The organism is Enteroscipio rubneri (assembly GCF_963929405.1).
GTDB classification, from domain to species: domain Bacteria; phylum Actinomycetota; class Coriobacteriia; order Coriobacteriales; family Eggerthellaceae; genus Enteroscipio; species Enteroscipio rubneri.
The window spans coordinates 538,137-562,912 of sequence record NZ_CAWVIN010000003.1; the positions used below are offsets into that span (position 1 = coordinate 538,137).

Here is a 24,776-nt window from a genome sequence, read left to right on the forward strand (position 1 = left end):
TCTCGCCGCGATCGCGGCGATGTGCCCTGGTCGATCCCGAGAGGCGCATGCGGGCGGCGGCCCCATGCGCGGTCGCCCGCGCATGGGCCGGGTCTCCGGGCGCCGCCGCCCCTAGGCTCTTCTTTCCCTCATGCCTCCTCCTTTTGACGTATCCGATAGGACGCGAAGCCGAACCGCTCGGCATGCCTTGCCCCTGGACGGCCGGGATCGATATGCCTGTAACGGGGATGCCGCTCGAGCGGGTACTTCTTGTCCTTGAACGGGAAGGCTCCCGTGATGAGCACGATCGCCTCGTCCCTGGGAAGCCTTCCGACCTCGGACGGTTGGATGAGGTCGCGCTCCTGCCTGTTGTAGTTGCGGGTCCGGCTCGAGTTGGAGCCGCGGGAGTCGTTGAAGGTGATCGTGGAGACGGTCTGCTTTCCGACCGCCTCCGAGATCTCCTTGTTGGTCTCGCCCGACTTCCCGCCGAGGAAGAGCGTCGTGTCGCAGCAGTCCTGGATGGTCTGCGCGTCGTCCTTGTAGCGGCTCTTGAGCTGGGCGAGGGACTGCAGGATGATCGAGCAGGATATGTTGCGGCTGCGCACGACCGCGATGGTCCGCTCGAAGTCCGGGACGTGGCCGATGTTGGCGAACTCGTCCAGGATGAAGTGGACGTGCGTGGGGAGATGGCCCGCATGCCGCCTCAGCGCGACGTTGCAGAGCACGTCGAGCGTCTGCCACATGAGGATCGCGAAGAGGAAGTCGAAGGTCGAGTTGGTGTCCGGCATGCTCGCGAAGACGACCGTCCTCTTGCCCTCCTCGCCGAGCTCGTCGAGGCCCATCTCGTCGCGCTCGAGGAGCTTCGAGACCTCCTTGATGGAAAGGGGCTTCAGGCGCACGTTGCAGCTGATGATGATCGACTTGAGCGTCTTGCCTGCGGCGGTCTTGAACGCCTTGTAGTTCGACAGCGAGAAGTCGTCCTCGGGCAGCGTGGGCTCGCCGGTCCTCACCCAGGAGAACCCGCCGCCCCCGTTCGAGAACGCCCTGCTCTCGAGGTCCGCCTCGGCAGGCTCGCCGGTCCTGACGAACCTCATCCCCGTCTCGAGCTCCGCGAAAAGGACGTCGAGCGGGCTCATGTACGACTCGTCCTCCTCCTTCGCCTCGGCCAGCCCGAGCAGGACCAGCAGCCCGGGAAGGTTTCGATCCTCCTCGGGGCAGTGCGCGAGCAGGTAGGAGACGAGCGCGGTGTAGAGCAGGCGCTCCGCGTTCTCCCAGAACGGGTCTCCGGCATGGTCCTTGTCGCCCGTGGTGTTCTTGATGAGGCATTCGACGAAGGTGAGGACGTCGGCCTCGCTCCTCACGTAGCGAAGCGGGTTGTAGCGGTTCGATTCGGCGAAGTCGATGGTGTTGAAGGAGCGGATCTCGTATCCCGCCTCCGCGAAGAGATGCCCCGTCTCGCCGATGAGGGTCCCCTTGGGGTCTGTCACGAAGTAGCTGGAGTTGAGCTGCATGAGGTTGGGCTTCACGTAGTAGCGCGTCTTGCCGGAGCCCGAGCCGCCCACGACCACGACGTTGTGGTTGCGGTCGGTCTTGAGGTCGAACCTCCCGCGGTCGAGCGCGATCCGCGCGTTCTTCGTGAGGATGATGTTGTTGTCGGGCGCTTTCGCGTCCCCGAACGCCCTCATCTCGGCCCTGGTCGCCCAGCGGGCGCTGCCGTGCTCCTCGCCGTTCCTGGTCCCCTTGGCCGTCAGGCGGTACGACCAGGCGATCCACACCGCGCAGACGAGCAGGACGCCGACGCAGATTCCCGCAGGCTCTCCGGTGAAACCGCCGCCTTTCGCGACGAAGCCCGGCAGCGTGACGGCGGCGGTCGCCAGGTTCGCGATCGGCTCTCCTGGAAGCGACGCCAGGTTCGACGCGTAGAGGTTCCCGGCCGCGAACGCGATCGGCGTCGCCATCAGGGCCGTGATGAGGGAAGGGCTCATTTGGACCTCACCGCCGCGATCTCGACCTCATGGGCCTTGCCGCGCGCCGCCTCCATCGCCTTCGCGCTCTCGCGGGCGGACGCCGCGCGCTCCTCGAGCGGCTGGGCGTCCCTTATCTGCTCGCGGGTCTTTCCGCGCTCCTCGAGCGCCCTGTCGAGGGCGATGTCCGCCTGCTTCTCCAGATCGCCGAACGTGCGGGAGACGCTAGGGGCGTCCTCCACCTTGAAGAGAAGGTGCTCCTTTCCCTTGCCCTCGAAGAAGGCGTGCTCGATGCCCTCGCCCGAGAGCTTCCCGTCGATGATCTCCTTGATGCTCCGGTATTCGGGGAGGGATGCGAACTGCTCCATGCTGAGCTTCGCCCACTCGGAAGGCTGCTCCGCGGCATCCTCCGGGCCCTTTCCCCTTATCTCCCCGCGGGCGTTTCGCAATGCGTTCTTCAGCCTCTCGGCGCTCGCGAGCATCGCCTGCTCGCTTGCGTCCTGGCCGATCCTCAGCACCCAGTCGAACAGCTTCTCGCCGCTCTCGTCCCCGAAATCAGTGGCCATCGGCTCTACCTCCGTTTCTCGCTGGGACAATCTGTCCCACTTCGCAAAACGACAAAGCACGCTCCAGCGGCATCGGATGCCTTGCTAGGAACGTGCTTTGCCGTTTCTTCCCGTTGCGTTTGAAGGGGGGTTGATCGCCGACGACGATTCGCGGGCTTCCGACGAAGCGTCTCTGAGGCTCCTGAGCCTGCTTCTCGCCGCCTCCGACCTCGATCTTCCATCGCTTTCCCGCGACCCCTCAATCAGGGAGGACAATGCATCGCGGGCTCTGCCCGAAGCGGAGACGATGCTGTCGCATGCCCCGTCATGGAACACGAGGGCGCGGGAGGCGCGGTCGGATATCTCGAGCATCGCGCCGTCGAAGCTCGGGCGCTCGTACGCCTTCACCGCGTAGTCGCCGCAACGGCTCTCGAGGATCTTGCATTCAACCTGATCGCCCGCCCGGTTCTCGGAGCAGGCGGTCATGAGGCTCCAGGGCTCGTCGAGCATGGGAAGCCTGTATTCGAGCCTCTCGCATTCGCTCGCGGAAGCCGCGCTCATGCCCACGATGAGATCGTTGAAGCCGTGCCGGTCCCGGCTCAGGCCGCCGAACGAGCAGTTCTCGAACGCCAGCCAATCGCCGGGCTCGCCCCCGTCGCCGATCTTCTTGAGGGTCCACCACTCGTCGCCGCCGTCGACCTGCTGGACGAAGGCCAGATCGCGGTAGACCACGCCCTGCCGTATCGCCCAGTTTCCGCGCCGGAAAAAAGAGCGAAGCTCCTCCATCGAGGATGCTTCGCGGATGTCGTAAGGATAGTCTTCGAGGTAGGGGTCGTCTTGCCAGGCGTATCCGCCGGCTCTCAGCCAGCCGTTCTCCTGGCATTTCGCCGCCAAGGATTCCTGGACGGATGCGTCGGCCCGGTCGGCCCCGATATGCGTCGCAGCGTGCGCCAACGACCTCGCCCCCTTTCGCTGCCCCCCGGATCGGCGCCGTCGGCGTCGGCGGGAGGACGGTTCGCGCCCATTGAACCATCGGGCGGGAGCGGTCGAGGTCGGTGGGCGGCGCGCTCGGTTCTATTCGGTTCCGCTGGTCGCTCGGCCTCCCGGATACCCTCCGGGAAGGCTCCTGAAGTCGACGTCGGGACGCTCGATGCGCGTGCAGGTCTCCTTCAGGCGGGACAGGATGGCGGTCGCCGGATCGCCGAACCCCTGCCGGCTCATTCGCCTCCCGAGGTTCGGGGGGTCGTATTCGCTCGTGACGATCGTCGAGCGCATCTCCCCATACCTCGCGTTCAGGATCTGGAACAGGGTGCGGACGGCCCAATCCCCCGCGCTCTCCTTACCCATGTCGTCGATGACGAGGAGGTCGCATTCGACGTACCTCCTCACGACGTCGAGGGTTGGGCTCGAGTCGTCGAACGTCCGCTGGATCTCCCCGAGCATGTCTATCGCCGTGGTAACGAGCACGCGCTTCTTCGCGTCGAAGAGCCTGCGCGCCAGCGCGCAGGCAAGGGACGTCTTCCCCGATCCGCACGTGCCTTGGATGTAGAGCCCGCTGCCGGGACGGGAGTCAAAGTCGGCGAGGAACATGGCGGCCTCGTTGCTGTCGATGACCGCATTCTGGTAGCGCGGAGGTATGCCGACCGCGCGGAGCTTTTCCGTGTAGCGCCGGTCTTTCTCGGCAGCCCTCCTGGCCTCCTCCTCTTCCTTCGCCGCCCTCTCCTGGTCGCAACCGCACCCTCCGCTGATCCAGACGACCTTTCCGGCGATCAGAAGGGCGAAAGGGGCCTTCCGCCTCCCGCAATGCAGGCATCGGACCTCGGGAGGGGGAGGGTACTCCATCCCCATTTCGGCAAGCTGCGCTTCGGTGAAGCGGCTTGGCTCAGAAGCTGTATCTGTCGAAGCCATCCTCGGCTTTCCTCTCCCTGGGGTTTTTCATCTCTATACTCTCTGGCGGAACTCGATTCGGAGGGCGTCGTCGTGGCCGTTCGGGCAGGGGGCGCCGCCCTTCGGAACTTTGTTCGGCGAAGTCCGTTCCGGTGGGACAGATTGTCCCACCAGCGCCCTTGAGCGGGTTCACGGCGCGGAAGACCTTGGTCGAGCGCCCGTTTCGCAGGCGATGCGAGCCGACCTCGACGACCAGCCCCTTCTCCCTGAGGATTCTGAGGGCCTTGCCGATCGCCCTCTCGCTCACGCCGAGGCTCTCGGCCATGGACCTCTGGGATTCGTAGCAGCCCGCGCCCCCTCCGACCGTGAAGCCGTATATCCTTGCGTACAGCAGCAGGGGGACCCCTTGCAGCTTCAACTGCTTTATCATGAACCTCCGGATCACGATGAAGCCTTCCTCGCCGCCCGCCATGGCCAGCCTCGCCCTTATCTCTCGGGGCTTCCGAGCAGAGGAGCGTTGCGCTCCACCCACTCGTTCAGCTCCCGCCTCGTGACGAGGTAGCCCCTCGTCCTGAACCTGAGCTGGCGGGCGGGCAGCGGGTCCTCAGGCAGCTTGATCAGCTTGTACGCCAGATGCTTGTTGATGTGGAGCATCTCGGCGACCTCTTCTATCGTGTAGATGTCCTTCTCGGTGCAGATGAGCTTGATCTCCGCGACCTGCCTTCTCCCGGCGCCTTCCTCTTTGGCCTTTATCTTCTTCACTCCAGCGTCCGACATGCACGCACTCCTTTCCGACACGCTTCTGCTGAAGCGAACGCGACCGTATGGGCATATGTACATTCAACGGCGGAAGGCGGCTGAACGGACGAGGGGCAGCAGTCGCGGATCCTGTAAAACGCTAAGACGTTCGCTTAAGCAAGCAAGCCGTCCTTGATGCACCGGTCGAGCGTCTCCCTGCAGATCAGGATTCGCCCCCTTACGCGGTGGGACGGTAGCTTGCCCTCCCTGACGAGCCTGTACATGGTCGTGCGCGAGACGTGCACGTAGTCGCACGCCGCCTGTACAGAGAGCCACTCCTCGCCCGCGGGCCCTTTGGAACCCGCATCGCGGCGCGGCTCGGCATCGGCGGGGGACGGCTCCTCGGCGGCCCGGAGTCGCGCCATGACGCCGAGCATCTCGGCAAGCAGGTCCTGCCGATCGTTGGTGCTGCCGGTCTTTCTTGTCTCCATGCCTGCTCATTTCTCTGTCTTCGTGCTTTCCGAAAAGAGACATCTCCTAATCGATGCCTGGCTAGATTATTGGGAATGGGCAGGTGAGCGGCAAACGAGAGGGGCGTTTTTCAGTTCTATTCGGTTCTATTCGCCCCATCGGAGGGGCACGGGAGAATTTCTCCGCGAAAGAAGGAGGACGTGAAACTTTGTGTTCGCAATGTGGAATCGCTGGATCGCCGATCGGCCCGTTTTTGGGCTAATGGCCCTGGCGTTTCATGGGGTTTCCCCAGGTTGCAGATTGTTTCATTGTATTTTAGCCCAAAATTAGCCCATAACCTCATCTCGAAGGGCGCTTCGACGGCGGAAAAAAGTGCCGACGTAGAGGTTCGGGCAAGGGCCAAAGGAGGGCATTTTAGCCCAAATTAGCCCAAAAACAGCCTGATTTGGGCAATAAAAAAGGCCAGAGGATTTAGCCTCTGACCTGGTGTTTTATGGTCGCGGGGGCTGGATTCGAACCAACGACCTTCGGGTTATGAGCCCGACGAGCTACCAGACTGCTCCACCCCGCAATTTCTAGAAACTAAGTTGTCAATGTTGCTGGGTTATGAGCCCGGCGAGCTACCAGACTGCTCCACCCCGCACTATTTGCGCCTGCCCCTCCTGCTCGGTTAACTGCAAACAGGAAAAGCGGCGAGATTGAATATTACTCTTGCACCGCACCTTACGCAAATCATTTCTTGATCTATCACAAAACGCACACGTTCTTGCCCGCTCGAAAGGCTTACGTTCTATCCAATGGCAAGACTAAATTGGACCGGTCTTATACATGCAATTCAATCAAGGGCCCCAAAAGCTCGAAAGGCACGCTCATCTGCTGCTTGCTCAGTACAGCAATCCCAGCCGCTTGGCTTCGAAGGTCAGCTCGTCGCGGAAGTCGGGATGAGCAATGGCAATCAGGCGCTTCGCTCGCGTCGGAACGTCCTGAAACGCCAGATCAGCCACGCCGTACTCGGTCACCACATACTGCACGTCATTGCGCAGCGTGGTCACGGCGCTACCGGGCGCCAACATGGGCACGATCTTGGACGTGGGACCTTGCCTGGTGTGCGCCACACTCGTGACGGCGATGAACGATCGACCGTTCTTCGCCATGCGCGCACCGCGCACGAAGTCGGCCTGCCCGCCGCTTGCGGAATACTGGCGCGAGCCGATGCTCTCGGCGCATACTTGGCCTGTCAGGTCGATGGATATGGCGGTGTTGATGGATACCATGTTGTCGTTCTTCGCGATGCAGTACGGGTTGGTGACCGTATCGTAGCTGCAATAGTACACCTCGGGGTTGCGGTCGATGAACTCGTACAGACGCGCTGCGCCCGTGGAGTAGCCGCCCACCGAGCGCCCCGGAAAGTAGCTGTTTCGACTGTTGTCGATGACGCCCGCCTGTTGCAACGGCACGAGTGCATCCGAGTACATCTCCGTGAAGCAGCCCAGATGGCGCTTCGACATAAGGCCCTCGGCCACCGCGTTGAGGATGCCGCCGATGCCCAGCTGAATGCAGTCGCCGTCGTCGATGCGGTCCACGATGAGCGCCGCACACGCGCGCTCCTCGGACGTGGCGGGCTTGACGGCGATGTCTTCAAGATCCTCGTCGCACACGATGAAGGCGTCGATCTCGTCTATCGAAAAATCGTGGGAATCGCCGAATACGCGCGGAAGCTTTGAGTTGACCTGCGCAATGATCCCTTTACAGGCACGGATGCTGCCAGGCTCGAAGCCCAGCGGCCCAATATTGCACATCCCGCGTGCATCCGGCGGGGTCATCTGCACCACGGCGTAATCGGGGTTGACGCTGCGCATAAGCGCGCTCACCTGGCTGAAATGCGCTGGGATATGCGCGACGCACGTACCGAAACCGGCGCGCTCGTTCGGTCCGGCGAAATAGGTGTGATACCGAAACCGCTCGGGGCCGACGTCCAAGCTCTTGAAGTCGAAATCGCCGTTCATCCAGTTGCCGTAGATGTCGATGCCCTCCACCCGGCCGTCGGCGACGCGCGCCATTAGCTCGTGGATGATCGCGGAGGGCACATGGAGACCGCCTGTGTACATTGACGTTCCCGATACGATGAACTGGTCGAACAGCTCGTCGAGCGAAAGCGTTTTGCGGACGTAGGCATCCTGTACAGTCTCCATGGCAACCCCCTCGTTCTTTCCTCTGCGCGTCATCCAGTATACCAGGAGGTCTTCTTCTGACGCCCGGTCGGGCACGCGAGTTTGAGTGATGCGAACTGCCTCTCGTTGCGCTAGAATTGAGCACGTTGCCTGCAACCCGGACCGGCGCCTCGCACGCCGATGCCGGGCGATCGCACACGTACGCAACCATCAATAAGGAGCGCGACTCATGGCAGTCATCGACGTCCATGCCCATATCTATCCCAACAAGATCGCCTCGAAAGCCGTCGACGCTGTAGGCGATTTCTACAACATCGAGATGTACGGGGAGGGAACGGCCGAGCACCTGCTGGCCGCCCAGGATCGTGCACCCATCACGAACTTCGTCGTGCATTCCGTGGCCACCTCGCCCCGCGCTGTCGAAACCATCAACGACTTCATTGCCGAGCAATGCCGCATCCATCCCGAATTCATCGGCTTCATGACCATGCACCAGGATTACCCCGATCCAGAAAAAGAGATCGAGCGTGCCATCGGACTGGGCCTGAAGGGCATGAAGCTGCATCCCGACTCGCAGCACGTGGATATGGACGACCCGCGTCTCATGGAAGTCTACGAGATCATCGCCGGCCGTCTGCCTGTCATCATCCACACGGGCGATTACCGCTACGACCACTCGCATCCGCGCCGCCTCGTGGAAATCCTGCGCGCCTTCCCCGACCTCGTGGTGGATGCTGCGCACTTCGGCTGCTGGTCGCGCTACGACGTGGGCTACGACGTGCTGCGCGACACCATCCTCAGCAACGACCATGTATACTGCGACGCGTCGAGCGCCCAGCTGTACCTGGGGCAGCGTCACACGCGCGAGCTTACGCGCCTGTGGGGAACCGATCGCGTGATGTTCGGCTCGGACTATCCCATGTGGGATCCGGCAAGCGAATACGAGCAGTTCGTGGGCGCGAACTTTACCGACGACGAACTCGAGAACCTGCTGTGGCACAACGCCGAGCGGTTCCTGGGCATGACCGTGTCGTAGCCCTCCGCTCCGAGCGTAGCCCTCCGCTCGGAGGCGCGCCCTGCCCTAGCGATCCTCGTCGACGTCCGCATCCTCATTGTGCTCGACAACCACGCGTATCTTGTCGATGCGGTGGCGATCCATGTCCACGACGGTGAACGAGGCTTCGTCCGCGCCGTTCTCGAGCGTGGCGGTGTCGCCTTCTGCGGGAATGCGATCGAACACGTTGAGCAGCAAGCCGCCCGCCGTCTCGCACTCCTCGGCCTCCTCGGGCTCGAAGCCGATGAGCTCGCCCACCTCGTCGATGGGAAGAGACCCGTCGATCAAGTAGCTTCCATCGTCCAACTGGACCACTTCGTCCGGGCCGCCGTGCTGATATTCGTCGTCGATGCGGCCGACGATCTGTTCCATGATGTCGCTCATGGTGACGATGCCCGACGTACCGCCGTGCTCGTCGATGACGACGGCGATCTTCGTATGCTTGGCCTGAAGCGTCTGCAACAGCTTCGCGATGGGTATGCCCTCGGGCACGGCCTCGATCGCTCGGACGCGCAGATCGTCTATCGTGCTGTTCTTGGGCAGGGTGTAGAGATCCTTCACATGCACGAAGCCAACGATGCGGTCCTTGCTGCCACGACACGCGGGATAGCGGGTGTACTTGTAGGTCTGGATGATGGCAAGATTCTCCTCAAGCGTATCCTCCAGATCGACGCAGATCACGTTCGTGCGCGGCGTCATGATGGCCTCGGCGTCTTTATCGCCCAAATCGAAGATGTTGTCAACGTACTCATTCTGGTCGGGATCGATGAGGCCGCTTTCGGTGCTCTCGTCGATAAGCAGACGAATCTCCTCATCGGTGTACACCTCGTGCTCGTTTGCGATGTCGTGCCCCAACAGCTTCATGACGCCGTTCGTGATGGAGTTGAACAGCCACATGATGGGATACGTGATGCGATAGAACCATACGAGGGGCGCGGCCGTGAACAGAGCGTAGCGCTCCGTGGAGAAAATGGCGAGCGATTTGGGGATGAGCTCGCCCACCACAATGTGCAACGCTGTGATAATGATGAATCCCACGGCGACGGCGATGGCGTGGATGGCGGCCTCGGGAAGGCCGATAAGCGTGAGGCCAGGGGCGATCAGCGCCGAAACGGCCGGCTCGCCCAACCAGCCCAGAGCAAGCGAAGCAAGCGTGATGCCCAGCTGGCAGGCGGAAAGATAGGCGTTGACGTTGTCGGCGACGGTCTTGGCGTACTTGGCGCCGGATCGGCCCTCGTCGAGAAGAATATCGACCTGGGACTTGCGCACGCGCACGAGCGAAAACTCGGCCACGACGAAGAACGCATTCATTAGAAGGAAGAACAGGACGAGTACGAGGCTTAACGCAACGGGCATTAAAGCGTGTCTCCTTTATAGATAGGCTGCCGATCGCCGCGGCCGCCTCTCGAGTGCAGCGCCGCGACGAAATTCAATGTCCTCACACTTTGTACCATCAGCAACGCCGCACACGAGGAAAAACTATCCTATATACAGAAGTTTACGACGTTTTGCAACAAATAGGAGCGGCTCCGGCAACGTTTTGCGCACACGGCTCCGACCGTGTTACACAACAGCGCATTCAGCCAGTCACAATGCGCTTGTGGACGCTTTACAACATGGGGGTGTGTTATATTGTGATCATTCAACGAAAATGAGAAGCTTCGCCGTGCAGCCGTACGGTACCTCCTGTCGGCAGATACGTCGAAACCCTTTATGGGAAAAGGGAGTGTCGAATGGGTTCATGGAGACAGGTCATTGCAGGGACGTTGGCAACGTTGGCCCTCTCTTTTGGAGGACTGGCCAGCATGGGCTATGCCGACACAGCGAATAATACAAGCCCCCCCCCCGACACGCTTCGTCATTGATTCCTCGGCCACGGCAGATCCTAGCTCCAACACCTTCATAAACCTCTCGACCGCGTTCGCGGCGCTGCCCGACGATGCAGGCGATGTCACTTTCGTCGTGAACAGCGATTTCCTTACGGATGAAGGTGTTTACGAGGTGCCTACCGACAAAGGCATCACCTCGTTCACTATCGCAACCGAATCCCCTACTGGCGTGCAGATTAGCCAGATGAACTGGCGGATCACCCTCTTCGCAAACGGAATCCCCCTGATCGTCGATAAAAACATCGAGATATTTGGTTACGTTTACGGCGGCGGAATACACGACATCGTCGACGACTCGTCCATCACAGTTCGAGAGTCTGCCTATGTCGAATACATTCACGGCGGTGGCCGTAATGCCACATTGACCGGAGACAGCGAGATCGTCGTCGAGGGCGAAACCCGCCTGGTGGCCGGAGGCGGCCATGCAAAATCGTCTACGCAAAAACCTCAGGCGGTTGCGGACGTGACGGGATCTACCTCGATCCTCGTGAGCAAAACCGGGTCGTCGCAAAATATATACGGGGGTGGTCACGCCGAATCCCCCTCGAGCGGCAGCACCACCACACAGGCGCAGGCAAACGTCGGCGAATCAACCAACATTACCATTGCGGGCAAGGCGAGCGAAAGCGTCGGGGGTGGCTACGCCACGTGCGGCGGCAGCTACGCCAGCCCCGTCACGAACGCGTCGGTGGTCGCTCATGTCGTGGGAGACACGAACCTGACGTATGAGGCTTCGGGACGGTCTGTAAGCAATACCGGCATGGGAGCGTACGGTGGCGGCTACGCAGAGAGCACGAGCAGCAACACCAACAGCGCCGTTGCCAACGTTGGCGGCAGCACGCATCTTGCCGCTTTGGAAGACGACGAGGCCAACGGCACGGGTTACCAAAAGGGCTACAAGGCATTCTCCTACTTCGTTGGCGGCGGATATGCAATGAGAAGCAACGCCCAGGCCGCTGTAGGAGGCGACGTCTTCGCCAAGACGGCGCGCGCGGCCGAAAACAGTCGACAGGGAACTATCGGAGGCGGCGAGGCGCTCTACGGCGCAACAGCAAACGTACTAGGAACCGTCCACCTTGAGGTGGCACCCGCAGCAAATCAGGGATCGAAGTACGAAAACGCCTATCGAGTTGTTGGCGGAGGATGGGCAACCTGCGGCAGCGACGACCTTGACGAAACACAGGCCCGGGTCGGAAGCACCGACGTTATCGTGCGCTCTGGCGTAAAGTTTTCCACAACATACGACTCGTCCATCAGCGCAAACGTTGTGGGAGGCGGCTTCGCGACGAGCAGCCACTCCAACGTGAGCGTGGTGGGAACGACCTCGGTGACGGTAGAATCAGGCGTCTCCGTTCTCGAAGACATCGTCGGCGGCGGCGCCGTCTGCACCATCGGCTCAGGCGGCGATTTTTCTGGAAGCACCGGAGCATCTGCCGATGTCGGGGCAACGCGCATCACCCTTGGCGACAACGTCACGGTAAAAAATCTCATTGGCGGCAGCAAAATGATAACCGCTCCCCAAAGTCACGCTCACGTTGGCTTGACGGAAACCGCAGACAGCGACGCCATCACGGTTGAAACGGGAGCGAACTTCTCCACAGGCTCCTACTACGGCGGGTGCTTTATTAAAGACACAGGCGGGGCGAAGAACGACATCGGCATGCGCTCGCACGTAACCGGTTCGATAACGTCGAGCATCCAGGGCGGAAAGCTGAGCGGCACCTTCTTCGGCGGCTCGTACATCAACAACAGCATGGCGTATGCGAATATCAGCGGAAACATAACGAACGTGTTGTCGGATTACTCGTTTGCCAGTTCGCCCAACAGCTACTCGGCCAAAGTGGTGGGCGGCGGAACCATCATGGGCAACAGCAGCAGCGATCCCGACCAGATCGTCGTTTCCGGCAACGTGACAACGCACCTGAGAAACGGCACTCTCAACGGCACGGGCAACAACGCGAACAGCAGCCCGTGGCCCGGCGGTCGAACGGGAGCGAAGGTGGCCGGATCCGTCGAGCTGATCTTCGAGAACATGGCCTTCAGCAACCAGCCCATCTATGCCCAGAAAAGTTACTCGGGCACCGTAGACGGCGATTTGACCATTACCCTGTTGGGCGCCATCGACACCGATCTCAATCTGTATCCCACCTGGTCGGGTGGAAACACCACCGTGGTAGTCGGCGACGGCAACACCGCCACCACCGTCACCTTACCGTGCATCGCGGCGACAAAGGATACTCCTGCAACAGACGTGGAAATACACGATCACGCAAGCCTTACGCTTGATGCAGCCGATCCCGCTCCTGTTCTTGAGCACGTACGCAACGTTGCCCTCTCACAAGACGGCTCTCTGTCTGTGCAACATTCGAAGGCTCTGGTCACCATTGCTGGCAACCTCACTGGGGGCGGCACCGTGGTGCTGCCAGCGGGCGGGTCTATCGCGGGCGCCGGCGCATTGAACGGCAACCTGACGCTTGAGGTGAACGGCGACCTTGTCGCCGGGCAGACGTACTTCGACTTCTCAGACCAAAGCGCAGGCAGCGTCGCCTTCACCGAGCCGAGCGGAAAGTTCGTTCTGGGAACAAACACGCAAACCGCCGGGCCACAAGAAGTGGCTAATGCACGAGCAGTTCACCGTGTTGTTCGACTCGAAGGGAGGCTCGACCGTCGAGGCGCAGGAGGTCGTATCAGACGAGAAAGCCACGAAGCCGGATGACCCGACGCGCGCCGGATACATCTTCGCAGGCTGGTACGCAAGCCCCGACTTCTCGGGCGATGCCTGGGACTTCGACGCCAACGCCGTGACGGCCGACGTCACGCTGTATGCGAAGTGGGTCGACGGCATCAAGGTGACGGTCACTGCCGGAAACAACGGCTCGGTCGATCCCTCCGACACGGAACTCGTCTTCACGGGCACGCCGATCGAGCTTCGCATCATGCCCGATTACGGCTACAAGATCGACAGCGTGACGACGAACGGCGTTGCCGCTCAATACGACAAGGTAGGCTTGCGCGAGGGCGTGCTCACGCTTTCCCCCACAGAGGCCACCACTGTCACAGTGACGTTCGCTCAGCTGGACAAGGACTCCGTCGATGAGATCATCGACAGCCTGCCCACCATCAATCCTGAAGACACCCCAGCGGTCGTCGAGCAAAAGCAGGACGACGTCTTGGATGCGAAGCTCGACTTCGAGTCGATGACGCCCGAAGAGAAGCAAGCCGTAAGCCAAGACGCCGTCAACAAACTCAACGAGGCCGTTGTGCAGGTGCCCAAGGTCGAAATCGAGGTGAAACTGGCAATAAGCACCGAGGTGGGTGCGAACGTCGCCATTCCCTCCAAGCAGGAGTCGCGCTTCATCGGCGCGGTCGGCAAAGACGAAGTCGAAGCCCTTAAAAATGGCGACGCCGACCTGCTCAGAGTGATCGTGCAAATCCAAAACATCGACGCACCCAGCGAAGACGACGAGCGTGAAGCCTTTGAAGGCATCCTGGGTACCAATCAAGTGGGCCAGCATTTCGCGGCGAGCGTAACCAAGGAGCTGAGCAACGGCACCACCATGCTTACGTCCGAGCCGATCACCGCACTACCCGCGCCGGTGCAGCTGGTGTTCGACGTGCCGCAAGCGCTGCTCGGCGTGGGCGACGGCACCACGCGCGAGTTTGCCATGACCAGGACGCACCACAACGGCACGCAGTGGGAGGCGCAGCTACTCGATGACGAAGACGGCAACAAGGGCAACGAAACCATCCTCATATCCACCGACCGCTTCTCCACGTATTCCATCGTGTACGTAGACACGCATACCGTGACGTTCGAGACGAACGGCGGCAGCGCCGTCGATGCACAGCCCGTCGCGGACAGCGCGACGGTCACGGAGCCCACCGCGCCCACGCGCGAGGGCTTCACGTTCGACGGCTGGTTCACCGATGCCGCGTGCACGAACACCTATAATTTCACCACGCCGGTGACCAAGCCTTTCACGCTGTATGCGAAGTGGAACCCCGTGGCTCCCCCGCAGCCCGTCGAGCACACCGTCTTGTTCGAGGCGAACGGCGGCAGCGCCGTGGCCCCCCTGACGACGGTGGTCGACGGCTCGAAGATCACCGCGCCCGCCGCACCCAAGAAGGACGGCTTCACCTTTGGCGGCTGGCACACCGACCAGGGGCTCACAACGCCGTGGAACTTCGAGTCGGACACCGTCACCGGCGACATCACGCTGTACGCGAAGTGGCTGAACAGTCCTGATCCTCAGCCAAATCTGTACGAGGTGGTCTTCGTTACGGGCGAGGGTGCGTCGAAGATAGAGACGCAGCTCATAACGAAAGACAACGCAGCAAGCGAGCCTACCGCGCCCGCGCGCACAGGCTACGAGTTCGGCGGCTGGTTCACCGATGACACGTATGCACAGGCCTGGGATTTCTCCACACCTGTGACCGCACCGCTCACGCTGTACGCGCAGTGGACTGAGGTCGTCCCACCCGCGCCCGTCAAGCATTACGTGGCCTTCGAGACAAACGGCGGGTCGCCCTCGCCTGCCGCCCAGGAGATCGTGAACGGCGGCTTCGCAACAAAACCCGCCGTCGATCCGACGCGCAACGGCTTCGTGTTCGCCGGCTGGTTTGCCGATGTCGCGCTCACGCAAGCGTATTCCTTCGACACACCGGTGACGCAAGACCTGACGCTGTTCGCAAAGTGGAGCGAACAGCAGGTTCCTCAACCGCCCGTCGGCGACGACCCCGCCGGATCCACTGACGACGATCCCACCGCAGAAGGCGGAGCAGACACCCCACAGTCCACCAAACCGTCTGCCGTCATTGACGATGCAACGAAGCGAGCCTCACTCGCTCCCACTGGCGACAATGCCGCCACCTTGACGGGGGCCGTTGCAATTTCGCTCGGGTTTGCGATCGCAGCCGCCATGCTCGCCTGGAACAGGCTGCGGAATCGGCAGTCAGGCGCGCGTCTGCAGCGACGCTGAGAGAGCTTCCTCGAGGTTCCAACACCTGAGAAGGAGGACTGTAGCAGAAGTAGGTTTTCACAGTCGGCGACAAGCGCCCTATGCTTGCCGCCGACTGTGAAAACGTTGCGGGTCCAGCGATAAGCACAAGGTGCTTGCCCAACGAAACCCACGAAACCTCGACTCCGGTTGCAGCCTTTCGCTTCTGTCTTCTCCCCAACGCAATCTGACAAAACTGTTAGATGCTTCAAAGGTACCTGCAAGGTTACCGCAAGGTGGCAGGGATATCGTATTCCCATGACATCGTTCCGCAATTCGCAAAGGAGCACCCCATGAAACGAGCCCTCGTCACGCTTGCCACCCTCGCCGCCATGGGCGGGCTGTTCGTCTGCGTCGCCCTTCAGGTGCCGCGGCTAGAGAAGATCCGGTAGCGGCCGCGCACAGGCTACGCGGACGCCAGATCGCCTTCATCCGGACTGGTTGCAGACCCGGAGGGCACCGCGTCGGGCGCATCCCCCGCCTGCGCTTCCCGCGGCAGCACGAGGTTCGCCACCACGGCCACCAGAAACACCACGGCCACGCAGTTCTGCGCGAACACGCTCTGCACGATCTCGGGGAACACCGCGAACAGCGCCGACGCCTGCGTGAAGCCGATCCCCACGGCCAGCGACAGCGCGGCGATGGTGATGTTGCGCTGCGTGAAGCCGGCACGCGCGATCATCTGGAAGCCGCTCACGATGATGTTGCCGAACATCATGATGGTGCAGCCGCCCAACACCGCCTCGGGCAACGACGAGAACACCACGCTGATGACCGGCAAAAACGCAGCCAGCACCATGATGACGGCTCCGGTGGCGATGGCGCGCCGGTTCACCACCTTCGTCATGGCCACTAGACCCACGTTCTGCGAGAACGACGTGATGGGCAGGCAGCCAAAGCAGGCCGAAAGCGAGCTGACGAAGCCGTCGCACGCGATGGAGCCGGTGAGCTCCTTCTCCTTCACCTCGCGGTTCAAGCCCACCATCGTGAGCGCCGACGTGTCGCCGATGGTCTCGGTGGCCGACACGAGGAAGATGAGCGTGACCGACACGATGGCGCCCAGGTTGAACTCCGGGGTGAACGGCATGAGCTGCGGCAGCGCGAACAGCTGCATGCCCGCGAACCCGCTGAAGTCCACCGCCCCCATGAACAGCGCCACCACGTAGCCTATCACCAGGCCGAACAGCACGGAGAGCTGCTTGGCCTTCCCCTTGGCCAGCACTTGGAACACCAAGCACGACACGAGGGAGACGGTGCCCAACGCCAGGTTCTGCGGCGACCCGAAGTCCGGCACGCCGCTGCCACCGCCGAACGACGTGGCACCCACGCCCAGCAGCGAGAACCCGATGGACGTGACCACCACGGCCGCCACGATGGGCGAGATAATGCGCCGCCAATACTTCGCGAACAGGCCCAGCACGCCCTCGATGATGCCGCCCACCATGATGGCGCCGATGGCCGTGCTGTAGCCGTACGTGGCCACGATGCCGCAGAGCACGGTGACGAACGTGAAGCTGATGCCCATGACGATGGGTAGCCCCGAGCCGATGCGCCCGAGCGGGAACAGCTGGATGAGCGTGCCGATGCCGGCGATGAGCATAGCGCTCTGGATGAGCGAGCCCGTCTGGTCGGTGCCGAGGCCTGCTGCGCCCGCCACGATGACGATAGGCGCGAGGTTGGCCACGAACATGGCCAGGATGTGCTGGACGCCGTAGGGCACGGCACGCAAAAGCGGGATAGCGCCGTCGAGCTTGAACAGCTCCTCGGTTGCGAACGGCTTCATCGGCGAAACTCGATCTCGCCGGTTGCCGGGTTCATGGCGTCCACGATGGCGAGCGATTCCAGACGGTAGCCGCGCTCGCGCAGGCCGTCGCCGCCGGGCTGGAAGCCTTTCTCGATGGCGATGCCGATGCCCTCCACCGTGGCACCCGCCTCGTCCACCAGCTCGATGAGGCCGTTCAGGGCGCAGCCGTTCGCCAGGAAGTCGTCGATGATGAGCACGTGGTCGTCCGGCCCCAGAAACTTCTTCGACACGATAACGTCGTAGACGCGGCCGTGCGTGAACGATTCGATGCGCGTAGTGTGCATGTCGCCGTCCAGATTGATGGACTGCGCCTTCTTCGCGAACACCACCGGGACGCCGAAATGCCGCGCAACCACGCACGCGATGCCGATGCCCGATGCCTCTATCGTGAGGATCTTCGTGACGGGCGCATCTGCGAACAGGCGCTTGAACTCGGCTCCCATAGCATCGAACAGGCCGATGTCCAACTGGTGGTTCAGGAAGCTGTCCACCTTCAGGACGCCCTCCGACTTCACTACCCCGTCGCGCCTGATGCGCTCCTCCAAAAGCTCCATTACGTCCTCCGTGCATGCTCGTAACCCCGTGGAACATCGTTCCGTTCAGTGTAAACGAGCAGATGGAGCTTGGGGAGGCCCTGTTCACTCCCAAGCATCAAAAAGGAGGGTTCGGCGCGCTAGCTAGATGACGACAACCCCCGTCGCGATAAGCACGATAGAAGCCACGGCGGCGGCCAGAATGACGGCCACCACCACCTTATCAAGCGTGCTTTGCAAGTACGGCTCGCCGCGCTCCTTCTTTCCCTTGACGTACATGAGGATGCCCGGCGCGTACAGAAGCGACATGATGGTAAGCCCCACCGCACCCGACGCCCAAGCCAAGAAGAAGCTGTATACGACGCCGAAGATGCCGAAGATGCGCCACAATACGATATTTCCGCCAATCTTGCCCTTGAACGCGCCGGGTTCGGTGAAGGTGAGCTTGGCGAAGTAGGCCGCCGACAGCAGGTACGGCAGAAGGATCATGCCCGCGGAAAGCGTATAGAAGAACTGGTAGGTGCTGTCCGAGAACAACATGATGATAAGGAATGCCTCGATGACGATGTTCGTTACGACGAGCGTGACGATAGGAGCGCCCTTCTTATTCGTCTTAGCGAAGGCTTTGATGAACACGCCCTGCTCAGCCGCCTCGTACGGGGACTCGCTGGAAAGCACCGTGTAGCCGAGCATCGCCCCGACAAGCGAGAGCACGACGCCGCCGTTAATGAGGATGGCGCCCCATTGGCCCACCGCATGTTCCATGACGCCCGCAAGTGCAGGGTTCGGCAGATTGGCGAGCTCCGAAAGCGGCATGACGCCCATGCTGAGCGTGCTCACCATGAGATAGATGGAGAGCACGCAGACGAACGCGATGATGGTGGCCTTCCCCACGTCCTTGTCCTTCTTTGCGCGGCCCGAGATGGCGACCGCGCCCTCGATGCCCACGAACACCCAGATGGTGATCATCATGGTATTGCTCACCTGGTCGAAGAACGGCAGGCCTGGTTCGGCGCCCTGCGCGAGATTCGCCATGAAGATGGCCGGATCGAATTTCTGCAGGAAGATGATGGCCGTGATAGCCACGAAGATTGGCACGAACTTCGAGATGGTGATGACGGCGTTCACGCCCGTTGCCTCTTTGATGCCGCGCGATACGAGGAACACGTAAAACCAGATAAGGCAGCTTGCCCCGATGACCGACGGGAGGTTCGTGCCGCCACCGAATACGGGGAAGAAGTACGTGAGCGCGCCGAAGAGAAGCGCCGAGAAGCTCACCGTGCACAGAAGCGCGCTGATCCAATAGCCCCAGGCGCTGTTGAAACCTAAGAAATCGCCGAAGCCCGCATTCGCATAGCTGTAGATGCCGCCTTTAAGCTCGGGCTTGATGCGAGAGAGCGCAAAAAACGTCAGCACCAGGCACAGCACGCCCACGCCCGAGATGCCCCATGCGGTGAGGATGGCGGCGCCGCTCGCGCCGCCGGCAGCTTGGTCTCCGGCCAGCGTGAACACCCCGCCGCCCACGATAAGCGTGATAACGGTGGTGACGAGTCGGAAGATTCCCATGCCGCCCTGATGAGGCTTAGCGATAGCAGGGGACGAATCCGCGCTCAAGGGTCGGGCGGGGGACGCGACGGCCACCGTCGCAGCCGGTCGATGCGCAGAATCACTCATTATGACCACCGTTCCTCGTTTTCCGTTCAGAGCATCATACTCCACGACCCTCATATCGGGCAGTCCGTTATGCAATATTTTGGATGCCGACTACGAGGCGAAAGACGTTCGTGCGGCGCCGCTCGAGCGGTCGATGACGGTGCGATCAACCAGAACGCTCGACAGCGCCGCCCGATCGAGCGAGCAGCCCAGACCGGAAGGGTCGCCTTCGCGATTGAGAGTTACGAGTCCCCGCTCCACGGTATAGGGCGGCGCGGTTACGTCGGTGGCGAAATAGCGCGACGTGGCGCCGATGTCCCCGGGAGCATTCACACCGGGCAGGGTTTCGAACGCCGCATGCATGCGCTTCGAGACACCGGTATCGTACATGCCGCCCATCCACACATCGATGCCGCGGCTCTGCGCCAGGCGAACGAAATCGATGGAAGGCTGGATGCCTCCGAATTTGCCGATCTTGACCGAATAGCAGCGCAGCTCCGCGTGCGCAAGCGCACGCATCACGTCGCGCGGACGGGCGACGGATTCGTCGATGCACAGCGGCGTGCGCATACTGCGCTGCAGCCGCGCCAGTCGGGCGAACAGGTCCGTCGGAGCGCCGGCGGGAATGCGCCGCGGATCGAGCGGCTCCTCGATCCAGGCAGCGCCGCAGGCGTCGAGCGCGCGCAGCTCGTCGGTATCGCGCTCCGTGAAACTCTGGTTCGCATCGAGCGTGATCAGAGCGTTCGGAGCGGCAGCTTGAGCGGCGCGCACGCATGCAACGGCAGTTCCGGGCTTGATCTTCAGTTTGACGCGCGCATAGCCCGCTTCCGCGCAGCGGCGTACAGCAGCGGCCGTTTCGCTCGGGGATCCCGCGCCCACCACGGCGCCGGCCGGCACCGAGATGCTCGCATCGAGCGCGGACGAAGGCGAGACCGAGGAAGCAAGCACATCCGCCACCGAAGCTGCGCGCGCGGCGGAAACCGATGTCGGCGACCCCGGAGACGCAAACGCCTCGCCGACAAGCTGCCACAGCGGCTTGTTCACGATCTTGCCGTACAGGTCCCACAACGCCGGTTCGAGGGCGCCGCACGCCATGGGATGCCTGGCGGCCTCGGCGCAGGCGGTGAACAGCGAGCTTGCCTCACCGGGATGCAGAAGCGCCTCGTTCAGCACGAGAGGCGCCAGCACGTCCTTCAACACGCACAGATCCTGATCGAGCGTCTCAGGAAGGTACCAATCGGTGGAGAAGGCCACGCACTCGCCCAGGCCCGTCCTGCCCGCATGGTCGGTCACCTCCACGATGATCGACTCTCGCTGCGACAAGGTGCCTTTCGCCGTCTCGAACGGGGTGATGAACGGCACGCTGATGCGGTGGAGGGCGACCCGGGTCACTTCGATGCGCTCCTCGTAGAGGCGCTCGAGCACGGCGCGATCGATTTTTCCGATGCCGCTGCGCGGGAACGCATCAAGCACGTGCACGTGCTTAGGCTGGTAGATTTTCGAAAGCTGGGACGCGACGCTCTCCCTTGCGAACACGGCGAACTCATGGTCCCCCGAGCGCGCAGGCGCTTCCCGCAGGCGGCCCGAGACATCGGAAGCCGTCGGGGGCGCAGCGGCCGGCTCGGGGGCACGCTCGATGAACGCAATGGGCCGGCGTCCCCAGAGGGCATCGCGGGCGCCAAACACGTAAGCGTCCGACACGCCAGGTACGCGCAGCAGCTTTTCGCGGATCTCGGCCGGGTAGACGTTCTCTCCGCCGGAGACGAACATATCGTCGGTGCGTTCTTTTACGTAGAGCAGCCCATCGATGAGCGCGGCGGTGTCGCCCGTGAGGAAGTATCCGTCCACCGTGAGCGCGGCGCGCGCGTTCAGGTAGCCGCGGAACAGGCCCGGACCTCGCACCGCCAAACGGCCGAAGCCATCCTCGCCCGGATCGACAATGCGCGCATGGTATCCGGGAAGCAGCCGCAGACCACCTGCATACGATGGCGTGAGCAGGGAGTTCGCTATCTGGCTCGACGTTTCGGTCATGCCATAGCTCACGAATACGCGCAGCCGGAGAGCGCGGGCGCGCTCGATGGTGCTGGGATTCGTCGCGCCGCCGCCCAGCAAGATGCAGCCGTAGCGACGCAGCGCCTCGCCGCGCCCCGTGGCTATCATATCCTGCAGCATCTTGTCGACCACCGACACATGCGTCGCGCCCTTGCGCGCCCCATCGGATACAAGGCGGTCTGCATCAAAACGCCGGTAAAGGATGAAGGGGCAGCAGTTCAGAAAGCTGCGCACGATCACTTGGAATCCGCCAACATGGTACAGGGGCAACGCAGCCTGCCACAGTCCCTCGCCCTGCCGGTTGAGCACCGCATTCGACACCTCTGCAGAACGGCAGAGGTTCTCCCAGTTCAGCGTCACGGCTTTCGCACGGCCCGACGTACCCGACGTGAACATGACCACCGCGCGGGCCTCGCGGTCGAACACGTGCGCCGCATGCTCGGCGAAGTGGATGACCCCTTCGATCGCATCCTGGCGCGCCACCTCGTTGCGACGTCGGAGAGCGGCCCGACTTGACGAGGCGCGGCCTAATCCACGCGCCGATCGAGGTTCCGCCTCCGCCATGCTCGCACGCGAGGAGAACGTGGTGCGGGAGACGCGCGTTTGCATAAGGTTGCCTCCGCGCACCACCAGCTCGCCAGAGAGCAGTGCCATCGCTTTGCTCACGTAGCGCTCGACGTTCGCCTCGTTGATGCGCACGGCGATACCTGCGCCGGTGGCGCGCTCGACGTCCATGAGACGGGACGCCTTCTCGCTCTCGGTCAGGCGATTGTTGAGCACGACAAGCGTGAAACCGCCATAGGCGGCAGCCAGCATGAGCTGCACATAGGCGGGGCAATTCGGCAAATCGACCGCGACGTAGTCGCCTGGCCGCACGCCTCGATCCCTCAGATAGCGCGCGAGCGCCGCGGACAGCAGGCGCGTCTCCCGATAGGAGTACGCCGTCTCTTCGCCAGCCTCATCGACATAGGTGAAGCATGTGCGCTGGGGGCACCGTCGCACCATGCTTTCGAACATGCCGATCATCGCTGCTCGCGTCCAGCCTCTCTGCGTCCGTCATCGTCAACAGTCATTCGAGCGCCTCATTCGCCCATAAGCCGCATCAGGGAAACTTCGGGAACTGGTCGAAGTCGGGCGCGCGCTTCTCCTTGAACGCGTCGCGTCCCTCCTTCGCCTCGTCGGTGGTGTAGTAGAGCAGCGTCGCGTCGCCTGCGAGCTGCTGGATGCCGGCCAGGCCGTCGGTTGCCGCGTTGAACGACGCCTTCATGAAGCGCAGCGCCGTGGGGCTCAGGCGCAGCATGTCGCGCGCCCAGCTGACGCATTCGGCCTCCAGCTGGTCGAACGGCACCACCTTGTTCACCAAACCCATCTCCAGCGCCTCCGCGGCCGTGTACTGGCGGCAGAGGTACCAGATCTCGCGAGCCTTCTTCTGGCCGACGATGGCGGCCAGATACCCCGCGCCATAGCCCGCATCGAAGCTGCCCACTTTGGGGCCGGTCTGGCCGAACTTGGCCGTGTCGGCGGCCAGGGACAAGTCGCATAGGATGTGCAGCACGTGGCCGCCGCCGATGGCGTAGCCGTTCACCATGGCGATGACGGGCTTGGGCACCACACGGATGAGGCGCTGGAGGTCCAGCACGTTGAGGCGCGGGATGTTGTCCTCGCCCACGTAGCCGCCGTTGCCGCGGATCTTCTGGTCGCCGCCCGAGCAGAACGCCTGGTCCTCGGGGCGCCCATCGTGGTTGGCGCCGGTGAGGATGATCACGCCGATCTCCGCGTCGTCGCGTGCGACGGTGAACGCGTCGTAGAGCTCGTTCACCGTGAGCGGAGTGAAGGCGTTGCGGCGCTCGGGCCGGTTGATGGTGATCTTGGCGATGCCATCGCAGGTTTCGTAGATGATCTCGCGATACGCCTTGCCCACCTGCCATGCGATGTCGCTCACTGCACGTCCTTTCGATACGCGCGAACCAAGACCTTGGAGGATCCGATCGCGCGCTGCATTGAGAGGGGTTTTGATACGATCATCTCTATAGTACACCAACTCAACATATTGTAGGCTTTACCGAAGAATATCCCCACATAGAGCAACCGCTTCAACCAACCGCTCAATCGCTATACCCGCAGAGAGGCGACGAAGTCCCCCGGAGCTTCGAGATGAACATTGTGACCAGCGCCTTCGATGATGCGGGTCTCGCAGACCCCGTTCGACGCCAGGCCTTCGGCGAGGATGCAGTACTTCGCATCGCGCGCGCCGGCCAGGTAGAGCACGGGCGCTCCGCTTTCGCACATCGACGCCAGCGCGGCGAGCGCCTCGGGCCGGGACGGCATGGCATGTTGGCCTGCGCCCTCGAACGTGCGGGCCAGAGCCTCGGCGTCGTTGGCCAGACGGCCGGCGCGCACGCGCTCGCGGACGGCAGCGGGCAGATCGCTCTGGGTGGCGAACAGGGGGAGGCGTTCCCATGCGTCCATGAAGGCGGTCAGGCCTTCGGTGCGCAGCCGCATGGCTTGGGCGGCGTCGCGTTCGCGGGCAGCGGCGCGTTCACGCGCATTCGCCGGGCCCAGGCCGGCGCTTTCAAGGACGAGGGCAGCGAAGGCCTGCGGGTCCCGAACAGCGGCCGCAAGAGCGACGCGACCGCCAAGGGAGTACCCGATTACGGCAGGCTTGCGGCTTTCTCGGCCGCCCTCGCCATCCGAGACGGCGCTGATGAATGCGAGCAGGGCTTCGGCCTGCGCATGGAGCGCGTAGGCTTGCGGACTATCGGGGCGGTCGCTGCGCCCGTGGCCGACGAGGTCGAGCGCGTAGACGGCGCGATCACGAGCGAGCCGCCCCGCAACCTCGTCCCACGACGCGACGCTCTGCGCGAATCCGTGCACGAGCACGAGCGGGGCGCCATAGGCGGAGGAACCGCTGTTTGCGGACCGATCACCCCAGCAGCGTACTCCGTACCGCACACCCGCATGCTCGAAACGAGGTTCCGTCGTCATCCGTCATCCTTTCTCAAGCGCTGCCGTGCGCGTGCGCACGAAGCGCCACGTCTC

18 protein-coding genes and 1 tRNA gene are annotated in these 24,776 nt (G+C 62.6%); 3 read left to right on the forward strand and 16 right to left on the reverse strand.

Annotation, left to right across the window (positions count from 1 at the left end):
* Window positions 1-128: 128 nt before the first annotated feature.
* The 9 genes from ABGT83_RS09400 to ABGT83_RS09440 form a co-directional block, all read right to left on the reverse strand.
* Window positions 129-1,964, reverse strand: a complete 1,836-nt coding sequence (locus tag ABGT83_RS09400; protein ID WP_346687231.1) for a VirD4-like conjugal transfer protein, CD1115 family — start codon at window positions 1,962-1,964, stop codon at window positions 129-131.
* Window positions 1,961-2,509, reverse strand: a complete 549-nt coding sequence (locus tag ABGT83_RS09405; protein ID WP_346687233.1) for a hypothetical protein — start codon at window positions 2,507-2,509, stop codon at window positions 1,961-1,963. Before ABGT83_RS09405 ends, ABGT83_RS09400 begins: the two co-directional genes overlap by 4 nt.
* A gap of 84 nt (window positions 2,510-2,593) precedes the next feature.
* Complete coding sequence (locus tag ABGT83_RS09410; RefSeq protein WP_346687235.1) at window positions 2,594-3,442, reverse strand: hypothetical protein; 849 nt, start codon at window positions 3,440-3,442, stop codon at window positions 2,594-2,596.
* Between the two features lie 120 nt (window positions 3,443-3,562).
* A complete protein-coding gene (locus tag ABGT83_RS09415) occupies window positions 3,563-4,336 on the reverse strand; it encodes an ATP-binding protein (RefSeq protein ID WP_346687237.1) in 774 nt (257 codons plus the stop codon).
* A 34-nt stretch (window positions 4,337-4,370) separates the two neighbouring features.
* A complete protein-coding gene (locus ABGT83_RS09420; protein ID WP_346687239.1) occupies window positions 4,371-4,847 on the reverse strand; it encodes a helix-turn-helix domain-containing protein in 477 nt (158 codons plus the stop codon).
* A gap of 14 nt (window positions 4,848-4,861) precedes the next feature.
* On the reverse strand, window positions 4,862-5,152 hold the full coding sequence (locus ABGT83_RS09425; protein WP_157938949.1) for a helix-turn-helix domain-containing protein: 291 nt from the start codon (window positions 5,150-5,152) through the stop codon (window positions 4,862-4,864).
* Between the two features lie 134 nt (window positions 5,153-5,286).
* Window positions 5,287-5,604, reverse strand: coding sequence for a helix-turn-helix domain-containing protein (locus ABGT83_RS09430; RefSeq protein WP_103265163.1), 318 nt, complete (start codon window positions 5,602-5,604; stop codon window positions 5,287-5,289).
* Between the two features lie 474 nt (window positions 5,605-6,078).
* A tRNA-Met gene (locus ABGT83_RS09435) sits at window positions 6,079-6,155 on the reverse strand.
* A gap of 313 nt (window positions 6,156-6,468) precedes the next feature.
* The gene (locus tag ABGT83_RS09440; RefSeq protein WP_346687241.1) at window positions 6,469-7,776 is read right to left on the reverse strand and encodes an acetyl-CoA hydrolase/transferase family protein; all 1,308 of its coding nucleotides are present in this window, start codon (window positions 7,774-7,776) and stop codon (window positions 6,469-6,471) included.
* A 208-nt stretch (window positions 7,777-7,984) separates the two neighbouring features.
* Here ABGT83_RS09440 and ABGT83_RS09445 point away from each other — a divergent pair, with 208 nt between their 5' ends.
* Window positions 7,985-8,791 (forward strand): amidohydrolase family protein, encoded by an 807-nt coding sequence (locus ABGT83_RS09445; protein WP_103265165.1) that lies wholly within the window; start codon window positions 7,985-7,987, stop codon window positions 8,789-8,791.
* Window positions 8,792-8,836: 45 nt separating this feature from the next.
* On the opposite strand, the gene ABGT83_RS09450 is transcribed toward ABGT83_RS09445, so the two are convergent.
* On the reverse strand, window positions 8,837-10,165 hold the full coding sequence (locus tag ABGT83_RS09450) for a hemolysin family protein (RefSeq protein ID WP_103265166.1): 1,329 nt from the start codon (window positions 10,163-10,165) through the stop codon (window positions 8,837-8,839).
* Window positions 10,166-10,810: 645 nt separating this feature from the next.
* Here ABGT83_RS09450 and ABGT83_RS09455 point away from each other — a divergent pair.
* Complete coding sequence (locus ABGT83_RS09455) at window positions 10,811-13,414, forward strand: hypothetical protein (protein ID WP_346687242.1); 2,604 nt, start codon at window positions 10,811-10,813, stop codon at window positions 13,412-13,414.
* Entirely contained in the window at window positions 13,317-15,677 is a 2,361-nt protein-coding gene (locus ABGT83_RS09460; protein WP_346687244.1) for an InlB B-repeat-containing protein, read from the forward strand. The genes ABGT83_RS09455 and ABGT83_RS09460 overlap by 98 nt, the downstream gene beginning before the upstream one ends.
* Window positions 15,678-16,101: 424 nt before the next feature.
* Here ABGT83_RS09460 and ABGT83_RS09465 read toward each other — a convergent pair whose 3' ends face one another.
* The 6 genes from ABGT83_RS09465 to ABGT83_RS09490 form a co-directional block, all read right to left on the reverse strand.
* On the reverse strand, window positions 16,102-17,478 hold the full coding sequence (locus ABGT83_RS09465) for a uracil-xanthine permease family protein (RefSeq protein ID WP_103265168.1): 1,377 nt from the start codon (window positions 17,476-17,478) through the stop codon (window positions 16,102-16,104).
* Window positions 17,475-18,053: a xanthine phosphoribosyltransferase gene (locus tag ABGT83_RS09470; protein WP_103265169.1), complete on the reverse strand. Its 579-nt coding sequence runs from the start codon at window positions 18,051-18,053 to the stop codon at window positions 17,475-17,477. Before ABGT83_RS09470 ends, ABGT83_RS09465 begins: the two co-directional genes overlap by 4 nt.
* 123 nt (window positions 18,054-18,176) lie before the next feature.
* A complete protein-coding gene (locus ABGT83_RS09475; RefSeq protein ID WP_239926504.1) occupies window positions 18,177-19,598 on the reverse strand; it encodes a basic amino acid/polyamine antiporter in 1,422 nt (473 codons plus the stop codon).
* 198 nt (window positions 19,599-19,796) lie between these two features.
* Window positions 19,797-22,754 (reverse strand): AMP-binding protein, encoded by a 2,958-nt coding sequence (locus ABGT83_RS09480; protein ID WP_346687245.1) that lies wholly within the window; start codon window positions 22,752-22,754, stop codon window positions 19,797-19,799.
* An 85-nt stretch (window positions 22,755-22,839) separates the two neighbouring features.
* Entirely contained in the window at window positions 22,840-23,679 is an 840-nt protein-coding gene (menB, locus tag ABGT83_RS09485) for a 1,4-dihydroxy-2-naphthoyl-CoA synthase (protein WP_346687247.1), read from the reverse strand.
* A gap of 170 nt (window positions 23,680-23,849) precedes the next feature.
* On the reverse strand, window positions 23,850-24,722 hold the full coding sequence (locus ABGT83_RS09490) for an alpha/beta fold hydrolase (RefSeq protein WP_346687249.1): 873 nt from the start codon (window positions 24,720-24,722) through the stop codon (window positions 23,850-23,852).
* Window positions 24,723-24,776: the final 54 nt, after the last annotated feature.

What these genes read in the sequence shown, in the direction of transcription:
- ABGT83_RS09400 (WP_346687231.1), bottom strand. Translation starts at nt 1,964, where the DNA reads ATGAGCCCTTCCCTCATCACGGCCCTGATGGCGACGCCGATCGCGTTC.
- ABGT83_RS09405 (WP_346687233.1), bottom strand. Translation starts at nt 2,509, where the DNA reads ATGGCCACTGATTTCGGGGACGAGAGCGGCGAGAAGCTGTTCGACTGG.
- ABGT83_RS09415 (WP_346687237.1), bottom strand. Translation starts at nt 4,336, where the DNA reads ATGGGGATGGAGTACCCTCCCCCTCCCGAGGTCCGATGCCTGCATTGC.
- ABGT83_RS09420 (WP_346687239.1), bottom strand. Translation starts at nt 4,847, where the DNA reads ATGGCGGGCGGCGAGGAAGGCTTCATCGTGATCCGGAGGTTCATGATA.
- ABGT83_RS09425 (WP_157938949.1), bottom strand. Translation starts at nt 5,152, where the DNA reads ATGTCGGACGCTGGAGTGAAGAAGATAAAGGCCAAAGAGGAAGGCGCC.
- ABGT83_RS09430 (WP_103265163.1), bottom strand. Translation starts at nt 5,604, where the DNA reads ATGGAGACAAGAAAGACCGGCAGCACCAACGATCGGCAGGACCTGCTT.
- ABGT83_RS09440 (WP_346687241.1), bottom strand. Translation starts at nt 7,776, where the DNA reads ATGGAGACTGTACAGGATGCCTACGTCCGCAAAACGCTTTCGCTCGAC.
- ABGT83_RS09445 (WP_103265165.1), top strand. Translation starts at nt 7,985, where the DNA reads ATGGCAGTCATCGACGTCCATGCCCATATCTATCCCAACAAGATCGCC.
- ABGT83_RS09450 (WP_103265166.1), bottom strand. Translation starts at nt 10,165, where the DNA reads ATGCCCGTTGCGTTAAGCCTCGTACTCGTCCTGTTCTTCCTTCTAATG.
- ABGT83_RS09460 (WP_346687244.1), top strand. Translation starts at nt 13,317, where the DNA reads ATGCACGAGCAGTTCACCGTGTTGTTCGACTCGAAGGGAGGCTCGACC.
- ABGT83_RS09465 (WP_103265168.1), bottom strand. Translation starts at nt 17,478, where the DNA reads ATGAAGCCGTTCGCAACCGAGGAGCTGTTCAAGCTCGACGGCGCTATC.
- ABGT83_RS09470 (WP_103265169.1), bottom strand. Translation starts at nt 18,053, where the DNA reads ATGGAGCTTTTGGAGGAGCGCATCAGGCGCGACGGGGTAGTGAAGTCG.
- ABGT83_RS09475 (WP_239926504.1), bottom strand. Translation starts at nt 19,598, where the DNA reads ATGGGAATCTTCCGACTCGTCACCACCGTTATCACGCTTATCGTGGGC.
- ABGT83_RS09480 (WP_346687245.1), bottom strand. Translation starts at nt 22,754, where the DNA reads ATGTTCGAAAGCATGGTGCGACGGTGCCCCCAGCGCACATGCTTCACC.
- ABGT83_RS09490 (WP_346687249.1), bottom strand. Translation starts at nt 24,722, where the DNA reads ATGACGACGGAACCTCGTTTCGAGCATGCGGGTGTGCGGTACGGAGTA.